This is a genomic window from Flammeovirga sp. SJP92 (assembly GCF_001583495.1).
GTDB lineage: Bacteria > Bacteroidota > Bacteroidia > Cytophagales > Flammeovirgaceae > Flammeovirga.
In genome coordinates this window covers 59,566-73,394 of record NZ_LQAQ01000034.1, presented here as the reverse complement: position 1 = coordinate 73,394, position 13,829 = coordinate 59,566, and the positions used below count along the sequence as shown (strand labels likewise).

15 protein-coding genes are annotated in these 13,829 nt (G+C 30.0%); all 15 read left to right on the top strand.

What is annotated here, in order from left to right; all coding sequences use genetic code 11:
* Positions 1–335 precede the first annotated feature (335 nt).
* The 15 genes from AVL50_RS08450 (at position 336) to AVL50_RS08375 (ending at position 13,799) form a co-directional block, all read left to right on the top strand.
* Positions 336–1,406 (top strand): hypothetical protein, encoded by a 1,071-nt coding sequence (locus AVL50_RS08450; protein WP_157491213.1) that lies wholly within the window; start codon positions 336–338, stop codon positions 1,404–1,406.
* Positions 1,407–1,567: 161 nt separating this feature from the next.
* Complete coding sequence (locus AVL50_RS08445; RefSeq protein WP_172826797.1) at positions 1,568–2,185, top strand: hypothetical protein; 618 nt, start codon at positions 1,568–1,570, stop codon at positions 2,183–2,185.
* A gap of 171 nt (positions 2,186–2,356) precedes the next feature.
* On the top strand, positions 2,357–2,962 hold the full coding sequence (locus tag AVL50_RS08440; RefSeq protein ID WP_062616053.1) for a hypothetical protein: 606 nt from the start codon (positions 2,357–2,359) through the stop codon (positions 2,960–2,962).
* A gap of 139 nt (positions 2,963–3,101) precedes the next feature.
* On the top strand, positions 3,102–3,764 hold the full coding sequence (locus AVL50_RS08435; protein ID WP_062616052.1) for a hypothetical protein: 663 nt from the start codon (positions 3,102–3,104) through the stop codon (positions 3,762–3,764).
* Between the two features lie 102 nt (positions 3,765–3,866).
* Positions 3,867–5,417, top strand: coding sequence for a hypothetical protein (locus tag AVL50_RS08430; protein WP_062616051.1), 1,551 nt, complete (start codon positions 3,867–3,869; stop codon positions 5,415–5,417).
* A 229-nt stretch (positions 5,418–5,646) separates the two neighbouring features.
* Entirely contained in the window at positions 5,647–6,294 is a 648-nt protein-coding gene (locus AVL50_RS08425) for a TIGR02117 family protein (RefSeq protein WP_062616050.1), read from the top strand.
* 137 nt (positions 6,295–6,431) lie between these two features.
* Entirely contained in the window at positions 6,432–6,920 is a 489-nt protein-coding gene (locus tag AVL50_RS08420) for a hypothetical protein (protein WP_062616049.1), read from the top strand.
* A 3-nt stretch (positions 6,921–6,923) separates the two neighbouring features.
* Positions 6,924–7,712: a hypothetical protein gene (locus tag AVL50_RS08415; RefSeq protein WP_062616048.1), complete on the top strand. Its 789-nt coding sequence runs from the start codon at positions 6,924–6,926 to the stop codon at positions 7,710–7,712.
* A 7-nt stretch (positions 7,713–7,719) separates the two neighbouring features.
* Positions 7,720–8,139 (top strand): SMI1/KNR4 family protein, encoded by a 420-nt coding sequence (locus AVL50_RS08410; protein ID WP_062616047.1) that lies wholly within the window; start codon positions 7,720–7,722, stop codon positions 8,137–8,139.
* 658 nt (positions 8,140–8,797) lie between these two features.
* Positions 8,798–9,244, top strand: a complete 447-nt coding sequence (locus AVL50_RS08400) for a hypothetical protein (RefSeq protein WP_062616045.1) — start codon at positions 8,798–8,800, stop codon at positions 9,242–9,244.
* Positions 9,245–9,417: 173 nt separating this feature from the next.
* Positions 9,418–9,960: a DUF2284 domain-containing protein gene (locus tag AVL50_RS08395; protein ID WP_062616044.1), complete on the top strand. Its 543-nt coding sequence runs from the start codon at positions 9,418–9,420 to the stop codon at positions 9,958–9,960.
* A 79-nt stretch (positions 9,961–10,039) separates the two neighbouring features.
* Positions 10,040–10,882, top strand: a complete 843-nt coding sequence (locus AVL50_RS08390) for a hypothetical protein (RefSeq protein WP_062616043.1) — start codon at positions 10,040–10,042, stop codon at positions 10,880–10,882.
* Between the two features lie 41 nt (positions 10,883–10,923).
* The gene (locus tag AVL50_RS08385) at positions 10,924–11,748 is read left to right on the top strand and encodes a hypothetical protein (protein ID WP_062616042.1); all 825 of its coding nucleotides are present in this window, start codon (positions 10,924–10,926) and stop codon (positions 11,746–11,748) included.
* A gap of 389 nt (positions 11,749–12,137) precedes the next feature.
* Complete coding sequence (locus AVL50_RS08380) at positions 12,138–13,094, top strand: DUF5694 domain-containing protein (protein ID WP_062616041.1); 957 nt, start codon at positions 12,138–12,140, stop codon at positions 13,092–13,094.
* A gap of 255 nt (positions 13,095–13,349) precedes the next feature.
* On the top strand, positions 13,350–13,799 hold the full coding sequence (locus AVL50_RS08375; protein WP_157491212.1) for a hypothetical protein: 450 nt from the start codon (positions 13,350–13,352) through the stop codon (positions 13,797–13,799).
* Positions 13,800–13,829 lie beyond the last annotated feature (30 nt).

Sequence of the window (13,829 nt, the reverse complement as noted above, 5' to 3'; positions counted from 1 at the left end):
CAGGAAATGATAGAAATATTACACCCTCTTTCCAAATGACCATAGAGCAACGGAAAAATTTTTGATATTGAAAAGGGAGAAATAATAAAGCGTTCTTACTATAAGCTTTGCAATTACTTGGTAACTTATTTCTAAAACGTTCAATTACTATATCTCTTGTTTTGTAATACATAAAAATGTAAATTCAAATCATCCTTCAATAATCTAATAGCAAACTTAAACTTCATGGGTTTTGAAGGCTTTTTTACAAATGGATATATACTATATGGCGTCCATCCTTTAAATTTTGAGGGATAAGTGTCATTGTGCTTATCCAATGTTGGCGGTAATTTAAGATGAAGAAAACGACATTACTCATATTATCAATTTTAATTGGATTAAATTCGTATTCACAGAGTGAAATGAAATCCATAAAGCTATCTGATGAATATTCATGGAGAAGTCATTCTCAATCAGAACTCAATGAATTTTACTTTGAAGTTGAGCCTATCAAGAATTCTGTGTACAAATATCATTTTCGACATCAAAGGGATGGACAGATAATTGACATTTATAGTGATAATGGAAAAGTCTTTTCAGGTGAATTAATAAATTCCATTATCCAATATAAAGACATTAAAACAGACTACGGAACAGGTTCAAAAGCCAATAGTTACATTTATCAGAGCATTCAATTGAATACTGATAGTGCAACAAAAGTTGGTGCAATGATATTAAATCAAAAGTTTTATTCAACACCTACTGATACATTAATTGCAGGGTGGAATTTTGGTTGGTTAGATTGTGGGAGTATAAGTTTTTCTTTTAAGGTTCAAAATAATTTTAAGGTTTCAGAATACACTTGTCATAGGCTTCAAAATGATTCAATAAATTATGTGACTTCGATAAAGACAATGTACGATACAATTGGTCAAATACTCGATTTGCAAAATAAATATTCTGAATTTGAACCCAAGCTGGATAAAGGAAAAACGTATTCTAAAAATGGATTTGTAATGATGTATATAATGAGTGAAAAACAATCATTAGCATTCCAGAAAAGCAAACCTCAAAGAGAATATTTAAAATCAATTAAAGATACTGTTGACACTTATTTGAAAGCGGAGATTGTAAAACAGAAAATTGAATTTAGCGAAATTGACTGCATTGAAGACTATCAATTGACTTTTAATAAAAATGGCAAATTGAAAGATGTTAAAGTATCTAATTACGATAAGCCAAAATTATCTGACGGACTAGACTTCTATTTTGAAGAAAAACGAGAAATTCGGAAATGCAAAAAACTTATTAAACAAATTTTTAAAGAAATTGACATGAGTTCCTTCAATATGAAATTCAAGATATATAGAACATTAAGTTTTGGACTTGAAAATGAAGCTCAATTGAGCGATAATATGATATATTGAAAAGATAAACTTGCCGCCAACAGTATATAAATTTCATAGCCGAGATAGTAGTGATTTCAGGGTTTGTAACCCACTTCAACTTTCGTATAGTTTGACAGGAAAGTGACACGCAATTTATACGAACTGTTATGCTTTATTCATATATGAAGAAATTTTCTCAAATGACATTTTTACAATTAAACAAACACAAACTAAAATATTTAATTATTACTTGTACATTGATAGGTTTCGTCGCAAGTGAATTATTTTACTGGGGTATAATGCATAATAACCAAAATGAAATCAATCTTTTAATTAATGTATCGACATGTCTATCTATTGGTTTTATTTTTACTTTAATTGTGTTTTCATTTGCATATATTGAATGGGCTTCTAAAATGTATTTTAGACAAAAAGTTTACAAGCTCATTTCAATGAAAGAGTTAAAATTATATGGCTTTAAATTTAAAAAAATTAATACTGATTCAAACTTCTTTTTTACTGAAGAAATTTTAGAAGGGAAAATTGAAGGATTCAATGTATTTTTTGATTCTTTAGATTTCAATTTAATTAAAATATTCATGGAAGTTAAACCATCAAGATCGATAGGTAAAATTGAGTTCTCTGAAATAGAAAGTAAAATGGCACATTTAAATGGAAAGTTAGTTTATGGTGGAGTTTCTATACATTATAAAAAAGAACGTCTTCTTAAAATGAATACAAAAATGATAATTAATGAAATAGAAGATATTATTTTACTTTTAACAGCTCATGACATTCAACCCTTAAACAAAGCATAACAACAGCTTTCTATCCATCCACTAGTTAACACGTTCGTTGATCGTAGTTCAATCAGGAAACATAAAAGGTTATAGTTTGCTTCGACGAAAGTAATGTTTATGATAAAGGAAACAGCAAATGAGATATTGTAAACGGAAGTTGTATGGTTAAAGAATGAAATTTACTAAAAAATGAACTGGGTATTAGTAGGAAAAAATTTGAACCGATGTATTATTTCAACGATAGTTTTATTGGTTTCAGTGTCATTCGGTTTTAGTCAAACTTCACAAAAAACGGACACTTTTCAATTTGAAGAATTTTGGATTTCAAGGAATGCAGATTGGCAAATCGCTTATGATGATGTGAAATATTGTTCAAGTGCATTGATTATAAAAAGTAAAGATTCTGTTTATGGAGTACTTTTTCCTGGTTCGCTAGCGCTAAGTAATGACACAATTAGTGTTAATCAAGAAGCAGGCTTTCCAAATACATGTGTAAAAGTTGGAAAAGTTAAGGTAGGGGAAGGGGCGATTGTGAGAATTGATTACCCACATGAGAACATTGAATTTATGGTTTTTGATGACACAATTAGTATTAATCAAGAAGCAGGCTTTCCAAATACATGTTTAAAAGTTGAAAAAGTTAAGGAAGAAGAAGGGGAAATTGTAAAAATTGATTATCCACATAAATACGTTGAATTTAAGATTCTTAATGACACAATTATAGAATTTGATAAACAACAATTTATTCGGACAGAAAAAACAGTCCTATATGGCTGTTGGTGTGATTGGGAATAAGAAAAAATATATACAAAATAGGCGAGGTTGTTGCAAAATCAACGGTTGTAGCCCACTTTAACTTTCGTGTAGTTTGATAAGTTGAAGCCTGCAATTGCCTCCTTTGCATTTACTCGCTGTTATTAATTTCAATTAAAATATGACTGCAAAAGACCTTATCTATAAGCTTCTTGACTATGATTATCTATGGGCAAGACCAGATCTTAAAAACGAAAAACCAAGTGCTATTAGAAGGAAACAAATAGAAGCATTGTTGGAGGCATTTGGATTGTCAAAAAAATATGTAAACCCACTGGTTCAAATAAAATATTCTATTGTTGGGAAAAAGGAAGAGTTAAGTAGAGTGAAACAACTTAACAAACTGACCAATATTCAGTATTTATTGCAAGGAGAGTTTTTACATGACAGACCATATGAAGAAAACAAGGAGCTATCAGAACAAGCAATCAATAAAATTAAAGAATTGTTTGAACATGTTCCAGAAGATAGAATGAGTAGACCTGTAGATATCGGATGGATGTTCAATAATTTATGGAATTTTCGTCAAGAAATTTACAAAGTGACTTATCCAAATGGTGGAATGTTAGAAGGTTTTTCAATTGGTTTGATTTACAGTCAATATCTACAGAAAGAACTAAAAGATCTTATTAAAGATAATTTAGAAAATATAGATAACACGCTTTGGTTAATTCTTGACCCAAAGCAACGCGAAATTGAAATTGAAGAATTAACATCAAGATTCAACTATCCTGATGTTGATTTAGACAAAATTGATTTAGATTGGAGAATTGATAATTATTAAAAATAAGCATAAATGTAGCTGTAAAATTAAAGCAGTCCTGCAAAGCAATAAAGCTTTTTAGTCCGAATATTACGGGTAAGCCTTAAAGACAACATAGAAAAAATGGAAATCTGGCAAAACATAGAAATCTTAAGACGTCCTAACAAAACTTGGTTTTTCTCTAAGAACAACACTGAAGAGAAAATTAACGCCTTGACTAAAATTGCCAATGATGGCCATACAAACATAATTTACAGCTTAATAGAGTTTCTAAAAGATAGCAATAGAGAAATTCGAGAAGCTACTTGTAGGACGATAACTCACCTATTCCAAAAAATAGACAGTAAAAAAGGATATTATGATACTCTAAAACACTGTGGGATTTCAGAAAGTGATATTGACTTTTATGAAGCGAATTTTCCAAAGGAACAATTTGTAGAATTGTTAGCCATTAGCTCATTAAACAGAAGTGGTTATGTTAGAGAAAAAGCAGTAAAAAAACTTTCACAAGTTGATAGTTCAAGAGCTATTCAATTTCTAATCTATCGCTTAGCTGATTGGGTTTTGCCAGTTCGACAAGCTGCACAAAATGGTATTGATAACTATAAAACAACTCATTACATCGATAGCTTAATTGAAAATTTGCCAATTTTTGAATGGCTTCAGAAAGTTCAACGAACAGATTTAGGCAGTGTTTACAGAGACATTGTTGAGTTCATTGCTTCCAAAAATAGGACATATGTAATTGATAACTTTAAGAAGTACCCAGACAAATTAAGAATTCTTTTAGCTAGATATATTTCAATTTCACTTAGAGACAATTCCCAAGAATTAAAATTGTTTTTATCTGACAAACATTTTTTGATTAGGAAATTAACAATAAGCCACTTTGAAAAACTTGAGCAAACTGTAATCGAACAATTACTGAATGATAAATCAGCTAATGTTAGAATTCAAGCACTTTATTGTTTAAAAGACCAAAATGGTTTTGAAATAATTGCAGAGAAGTTTTTATCGGACAATTCCGCTACAATACGTCATTTTGCTAGGTTTACGCTTAAACAATCCAACATTGACTTCGCTAAATTTTACAATGACTGTTTACAAGAAAACAAACAAGTCATAGGATCATTAAACGGACTTGCTGAAACACAAGGTAAACAGTATTTGGAAACAGTTAAGGTATTTCTAAATGATAAAAGAATTAGAATCAAAAAGACAGCATTTTTAGCTGTTTGTAAGCTCGATGAAGAAAGTGCTTATGACTTTGCATTAGCAAATCTGGACAGCCAATATCTAGGTCTTAGAAACTTAATCATTGAATTCTTATCGCGTATTCCAAGACAAGAAATATTGATTAGGGCAAAAATTATATACGATAAAGGCGATTATGAGTTAAAGAAGTCAATGCTAAAATTCTTCAACAAAGTTGGTGGTTGGGCAACAATACCTGACTTGATGATTGGAACAATTGATCAAAACGAGAACATAAGACAATTAGCACTTGATTATTTACAAAATTGGAGAAGACGAGCAGTAAGACTATTCTCAACACCAAAACAAGGTGAAATTGAAAGAGCAAAACAGGTTTTCAAGTTTGTAGATGAGATACACCAAGAAAAAAAATATTTTAAATCAAACCCTGTTGAGGGACTTGATTTTTACTTCAAATAAAAGAGTAAGCCTGTAACAATATAATAGTCGAAATAGCATTAAATTTAACATGTTTATTATATTTCAAACATGCTCTATAAATATAGAATCTATGAAAATAACGAAGAATAAGAATATCAGCCGAATTATTTCTGATGCAAAAGGATTTAGTCTTGAATAATTTTAAATGGAAGACTAATATAAATATAAAGTAAAACACAATTGTCAGCACATATAAAAGCAAAATTTTATGAAAATAGGAAAGAAAATATTGAAGTGGACTTTATTTTTTTTACTAATTCCAATAATCTATGTAGTAATCTCTCTAGTTCTATCTTTAATAACTGTTGATAGAATTGTAACTGATGAGCGTTCTGAAAAACTGATTTATTTAAATACAAATGGAATTCATTTAGACATTGTAATGCCAATTGAAAATGTCGATGTTTTGGTTTTGTCGGGAATAAAATACCTAAGGAACGAGAAGTATTTATCCTTTGGTTGGGGAGATGAGAATTTTTATATCAACACTCCAACATGGGGAGATTTGACTTTTAGTAATGCCTTTAGAGCAATGTTTTTAAAGAGTTCAACTTTAATTCACGTAACTCGATATCGACAAAAGCAATCAGGTTGGATTGAAATAAAAGTAAGTGAATCTGAGTTACAAAAACTCAATAGTTACTTGCTTAATACGTTTGAAATGAAGGAGGACGGAATGAAAATTATTCTAGAAAATAAGGGGTATACCTCAATAGATGATTTCTATAAATCAAAAGGGAGTTATTCTTGCTTTAATACCTGTAATAGTTGGGTAAATACTGGATTTAAAGAAAGTGGATTAAAGTCTTCTTTATGGACACCTTTCGACTTTGGATTGATGATGAAATATGAATAAAACTATTGAAAAGATCTAGTTTAAATGTCAAAGAATAAATTCTTTAAAATGGTTTCTGGTGATAATCTACCACTTCAACACCACTAATAATTAAACTAAATAGTTAATCAAATAAGTAGTTTTTATATCACAATTTTATGAAAGAGAATATTTGGGAAATAAAACATTTAGAATTTGATATAGAGGAATTCAAAATAAAAGATGCGAAATACAATATCTATAAAGGTGAAGATGGAGTATGGGAAATGACTATTTGTTTTGAAGAGTCGACACCAATCAAGCGTGATAAAGAGTTGGAAAAAATAATTGATCCTGTACCCAACTTTGAGGCTACAGCTCTATTAACAGCCGATACTTTAGAATTAAAAGTAGGGAGGAAGATTTACCAAAAAGAGGGATATGATAATGAAAGAGAGGAAAATCTATCCAACGTATATTACTTTGAGCATAGTAGTGTGGAAGAACTTGAAATAGAGTTACTCGACGTCAATGAGACTTGGATGAAAGCAAATGTAAAAGGGAAAACATTAATAAATGGTTCTAATGGTAATTTACCTGATGCAGACTTTTTAATACAGAATACAATTTTTAAGCTAGATAAAACACTTGAAAGAAGTGTGATGTAAGAGATGAAATACATATTAATATTATTGGCTCTCATTTCATTGAGTGCTTGTATTCAAGACAATAAGAATGAACAACGCAACAGACTTGAGTATGTAATTCATCCGAATCCGGATGATACGCTGTGTATTTCTGAAATTGAAAGAGCAAAAAGGGATATTGAAAATGGTAAGATTGTGTTTACACAAACTGCTGGTTTCCTTTTTGGTTTTATCACTTATGAAGCTGAATTGAGAGACCTCTGTAAATTAAATGGACTTGAATTTGATTATGATCTAAGAAGTTGTGTGGTCTATGAAGGTCAGTCAGAAGGTTGTTATGGAGATTATATGGACAAGATAATCATTGATAAATATGGAATAGACTTCAAAGAAAACCTTCACAAAAAAGCTGAAAGCCTTTACCAAATTAGCAATCAATTAGAAGATGAAATTGTTCAATATTTGGATTGTGACATACCACCAAGATTACCGAATGAAACGAAACAGACAAGCGATTACAATCTAACGGTTACGGTTAATAGACCTAATATAAAAGAGAAAAAGGAAAACTATGGTGGTTGGCCATTTTTTGACATAGGTTTTACTGTAGAAAAAGATAGTACTATGTCTGGGTTTCATTCCATCAAATTTATGGCAAAACTTAAAGAAAATAAGAAATACAAAGATGAACTTTTTGAAATTGCTGTAAAACACATAAAAGCTGAATATCCAATTTGGATACCAGGTGAGGCTGATGGAAAACAGGTAAGATCAGATGTTAATGTAAGAGTGATAATAACGAAAAAAGAATAAATACCACATGAATATAGATGATATCAGAAAAATTGAATTGGAGCTAAATATCGAACTTCCTCAACATTTTATTGATTATATCACAAATTACCCAATAGAACTTACTAAGCTTAAAACAATGTTAGGTGAGTTGTTATTTCTTTATGATGATCCAGAACAACTAATTTCAATAAACCAATACCTTGGATTCTATGGATCAGAAAAATTAATTAAACAGAAACTTTGTATTGGTGAAAACGGTGGGGGAGATTATTACCTGATTAATTTAAAAGAATTATCAGATGAAAAAGTTTATTTCTGGGATCATGAAGAGTCGACTGAAAGGTTTTATAATGAAAAAACAGATACTTGGGAATGGGAAAAATTAGAATTTTCAAAAAATCTAAAAGAACACGAAAAAGAAATTCTTGAAATATTTGGGCAATAGTTAAAGGTTCAATTGTTATTACACACATGAATCTGACCTATTGATTTATGAATTGGAAAAGATTCAATTTATATCACAGACAGTTATCAACTTAAATAATCTAGATAATTACGAGAACATATCAATCTCCTATCTATAGGAGAAAGAGGTAGCTTGAATTTAGTTTTAAAAATTTGCTATCTTTAATCATTGTAACATTCAATGATATGGCATCTAAAAAAGGCACTCTGTATTAAGTACTAATCGTATTTAATACATCATGAAAACCAGAATTAATAAGAAGTATTACAACTTCACTGAGAAGCAAAAAAGAAATGATACCCATCGACTTGTGTGTTTTCATTTTCACACTGTTGGTAAAGAAATGAAAGTTCTTGCAAACAAAAAATTCAGAAGGGAAAACAACCGTATCTTAAAAGAGATCCTGAATAAGGGAAAAGACAAACCGTTTGTTAAATACTGCAAGTATATGTGGTGGGATTGTTAAACTAAAAATGATATGAAGGCATAATAATTTTAATTTCTTAAGCCTTCTTTTATATTGTTTGTATAATCGTAATACTTAGGTTTTTCGGTTCATTATTATCAATGTAATAAAGTATTATTTCGAAAATGAATAAGGAGGTTCTAATTTTACTAAATAACAAATTGTGAAAACATGGAAACCAAAGCACTCTTTTTTTTAGTCATCATCTTTTTTATTGTAGGTCCGTTTAGTACGGTATTCGCACAGTCTTCAGATTCGTCAATTTGTCAACAAAAAATTGATACGCTTACAAATCAGACCTATTATTATAATGTAGATACTGTTGCAAAACTGAGGGACCCTAAAAACACTTTGCTTAAGGAAATTTCAAAGCTTGTAAAAGTTTCTGATGTGGCCAAAAAGCAAGGTATTTCAGGTGTGAAAATTATAGTATTTTATTTGATAGCTGAAAATGGAGATGTATTTGGTACAAGGTTTTTGAGAGGGGAGGAGCAAATAGCAAACAAGGAAGAAATTATTCAAATCATAGAAAATAAAAAATATACACCGGCTATGTGTAATAATGAAAAGGTAATATCAAATGGCCTTTTTTCTTTACAATTATGTTTTAAGTACTAGTACAGAAGAAAATTTGTCCTGACTCTTTAGTGAAGGAAAAATAAGCTAGAAAGTATGCGAAACTATCAATTGTTAGTGGATTAAAACGTAGTACTAAAACGATATAAGAAGTATCAAAACGTGTTTGATATAAACGTTACAAGCAAGGAAATTAAAGAACAATTATAAGACTTATGCTAAAAGAAAATGAGATGATCGAGGTGTGTCTAACGAAAGGAGCTTTTAAAGCACACATGATTGAAGTAAGTAGAATTACATTTGATGAGAAATTAAGGAAATATTGTGAAGTAAATCATTGTGGGCAGTTCGGGAAAAATTATGCATGTCCACCTTTAGTAGGTGAAATAGAGGAGACTATCACAGAAGCAAAAAGCTATCAAAAAGCATTAGTGTATCAAACTGTAAATGATGTTCCTGAAGCTTATGATAAAGCGGAAATGATCAAGGCAATGAAGGCTCATGGCAACGTTTCTAACAAAATCAGTAAAGAAATTAATTTACATTATGAGAAGCACCTTGATTTAAGAGCAGGCCCTTGTACAGTTTGTAAGGAATGTTCTGTTGTTCACAATGAGCCTTGTAAATATCCAGAAAAGAAAAGAGCATCTCTTGAAGCTTATTGTATTAATGTATCGTTTTTGGCAAAGGAATGTGAAATGGAGTATGTAAACGGTAAAAACACAGTGACTTTTTTTGGTGCATTTTTGTTGAAGTAAAATAGATAAAGGGAGTATTAAGTACCTAAGTACAAATTCAAAATTCTCTATTTTGGGCTTAGTACATAAACAATAAATAATGAAGAAAATTTCAGCAGACGACTTAGTAAATCAAGGGAGATCCAAATTTGTTAACAGACCTTTAATCTTCGCTTTTGGTTTAATTCCAATCAACTTTTTTTTGTCAATTTTTTTAAGACCTTATATAAATGAAGAAATTTTGGAATACGATTTTTTATTTCCATTCTTTTCTTTTTCAATTCCATTACTTGTCGCTTTTATTTATGTACAATATAATATTGGACCTTGGAGAATTTGGGCCTACAAAAATGTAGATAATAAACATGCTTTTCACCGTAAGGCACTTGAACAAAAAATATTTTCAAGTGCAAGTGGCTCTTTTTTTATGAGCCAAGCACAAAAAGAACAACTTAGAGAAATTGAACTGTTGCTAAGAACTAGTAAAGAAAAAACGTCTAAATCTTACTTGCCTAAAAACCATAAGGTGTGTTATTACAATAGTCGTTTTTGGATAATAATTCACCTTTTATTCCTTGTGCCGTTTACCTTTTTAGGTTTGTTCTCTTACTTTGATCTTGATGCAGATCAAAAATATACTTTCGAAAATATACTTCTTCTTTTAGGTTGTTTGATAGGGTTATTTCTCATATCAAAAAATATAATTCGTTTGTTGGATCGGAAACCAAAACTCACACTTGATAAAAATGGTATCAAAGAGAGCAATCAGAAAGTAATCAGGTGGAATGAATTTTCAACTGCAAAAATTAAAAGAATAGGTCATAAAAATAGTAAAGAAGTATTGGAATTAACTTCAAACAAAAAGGTAAAACATATTAATCTTGATCGTTTATCTATTAATCATTCTGAGATATCAGATTTTTTGACTTATCATGGAAAATAGAAATCATTTACTTTAAGCATTACTCAACAAACAAAATTACAATGAGACAATTATTATTACTTGTATTTATGCTATTGAGCTTCAGTTTATTTTCGCAAACTAAAAATGCTGATAAACTGCTAGAAAAAGGAAAATTACTATATAGAATGGACAAAGGTTCTTGGTATGGGACAGATCATTTTTTATCAAATTTCCCCTCAAAGAAAGATTCTATCGGTGGCTATTTATCTTATGAGGACACAAACAATAAAATAAGAACTATATTTTTTAGCAGGTACAACCCTGATAGGATTTTAGCAAGGTATGAATTTGAGACGATCCCTACTGAAACACCAATTTCGATAGATACAATACATCATCAAGTGACGGAAGAGGAGAAAGTATTAATCGCGGTACGATCGGATACCTTCCAAAGAATATATAAGCAGACCAATAGCTTTTATAGTCATTATGAGAATACTTCATTAAATATTATACCATACCGTAATGAACGCTCTATAGATGTTTATGTCGTTACTGCTCCAAGAACTCATGGTGTGGTTTTAATAGGAAACGATTATAAACTTTCATATAGTCATAAAGGTGAATTCCAAAAAGAAGAAAAGCTACATAATAGTTTAATACAGTTGCCTTATGCTTCTGAAAAAGGGGCTTCAAAGATTCAATCAACAATTCATTCCCATGTCAAATCTGACCTAATTACTGAAACAGATATTTGTACTTTACTTCTGTATAAAGAGTATGTGGAATGGACACAACATATTGTGGTAGGTGATAAATTAGTATCCATTTTTGATCTTGAAAAAACAACTTTATTCACCATGAAAAGAAAAGTCTTCGAGAAATTATATAAACAGGAACAATAATAAGTGGTTCTCAACTGTGTGGCTAGTTTGTTATGAACTTGCTAGTTACATAGTGTCTAAGTTTTTGACTTCCATTTAATTAAAAAAATCACTATCAATGCTGTAAATAAAAGAGATACGTTATATATTGTAATCCGAAAAATAAATACTAAGTCAAAAATAAAATATAGTTAATTCTAATTTATTGTTTTGAATTTGTACTTATTTAAATAAAAACTAAACAGAATACATCCAAATTAAATAGAAATGTTAAAGTAAACATTGGCTAAGATCATGTTCTGAACATACTTTAAGTATCAGCTATAATTACATCCATCAGCAATACTCCAACTGTTTGCACTTTAACAGTTTCCATTTGTCCAATTCTAAATATTTAAACTAAAAAGCAAATGTCCAAAAAACTATCTATGAGGATAATTTATTCTCTCTATGTCCTATTCTTTTTCTTTTCTGAAGCTCATTCACAAGAAAAAGAGGTGTTATTGATTGGTAGTATGCACACCGTTCCCAAGCTTGTAAAGCATAGTTACAAGCCACTCCTTCGGAGAGCTCTCCAATATAATCCAGAAGCCATTTATGTTGAAGCACCAAGAGGTGATGATACTTTAAGCTGGGAATATTTAAAAGATGGCTGGTCAGACAATTATAAACAATTTTATTTCCTTTCGGACTCTTTAATAAAGAATTTTCAGTATAACGAAATAAAGTTAAATCAGTTACTTGAAAAAAGGCTAGAAGAAATAACAGCTAGCGAGTTAGATATTATCATTAATTCGTTCGGTTATTTAAGGGACAATCCCAATTATGAGTTGTATAGTTACATCAAGAAATATGGTATTAAAGGCTCCAAAAAACCTACTCGTCATGAAGATGGAGATTTAACCGCAAAACTGGCCATTAAGCTTCAATTGAAGAGATTAAAATCTATGGATTTCCAGCAAACAAATAAGGAATATCATGAAGCTTGGGATCAATGTGGTGCAGAAGGTAGAAATAATGGCAACAATGATATCAATAACAAATTGAACAAGAAACAATATAATAGTGCAATACTTCCAGCTCTTTTTCGAGGATTGGGAATGCATGTAAATACCCAAAAATCATTGGAGCGACTTCATCAATTATCTTCTTTCACTTATGTGAAAAACAAAACCGAAGGTTGTTCTTTAGGAGAGAAATATTGGAGGATACGAAATGAAAATATGGTGAAGAACATTGCCGAACAGGTTTTGAAGGGTACTGAAAAGAGAAACTTAGTTATAGTTGGTGCTTCACATATTATTGGACTAAAAGAAGAATTTGAAAAGAGTTATCCAGAAATAAAACTGATATTTTTAAATATGTAATAGAGCTCTACACCAAAGACATAGTGATAAACTGTGTTTTTGGTTTTTTATTGAGTAGATTCCAATCAAATAATTTTTATTGTGTAATTACAATTTCTAATCATAGAAAGTAAAAAACGAGGTGTTTTGATTATGGGTTTCAAGTTAATTGGAGGAAGTAAAGGAATGTCATAAAAGATGGTTAGCAGTTATTAGTATAAGAGTGATGGGGCTAAGTAAATACATGAACAAATAAATAATATTAATACACATCATATGCTTTCAATTCGCAGAAATCCTTTCAAAAAAGAGAACTACTTAAGACTTTTGATTCCTTGTATACTTATGAGTTTATTTTTTAGCCTTGAGGCAATAGAACTTTTATTTAATGCACCATTTATTTATATCGCTATAATTATTTCAATAGGTGTTTTATTGGCTTTATTTATTTGGTCGAGACAATATAAATATGTGGAGGAAATAGAATTAGAGCCAGATAAGATTACTATTGTACAAAGGCATTATTTTAAAATGAAAGTATTTTCTTGTCCCATCCACAAGGCCGATTTTAAAAGTAATAGCTCATTTTTATATTTAAATTTATACGTCCCAAAGACCTTGAAATTAGAAAAGTTTAAAATTCCATTTTCAGAATGGAACGATTTAAAAAAATTAGAGCAATTATTGTATCAATATAAAAACAATAATACCATTACCGTTACCTAATTACAGGAAGAGATTGATTTCAACTCCTAA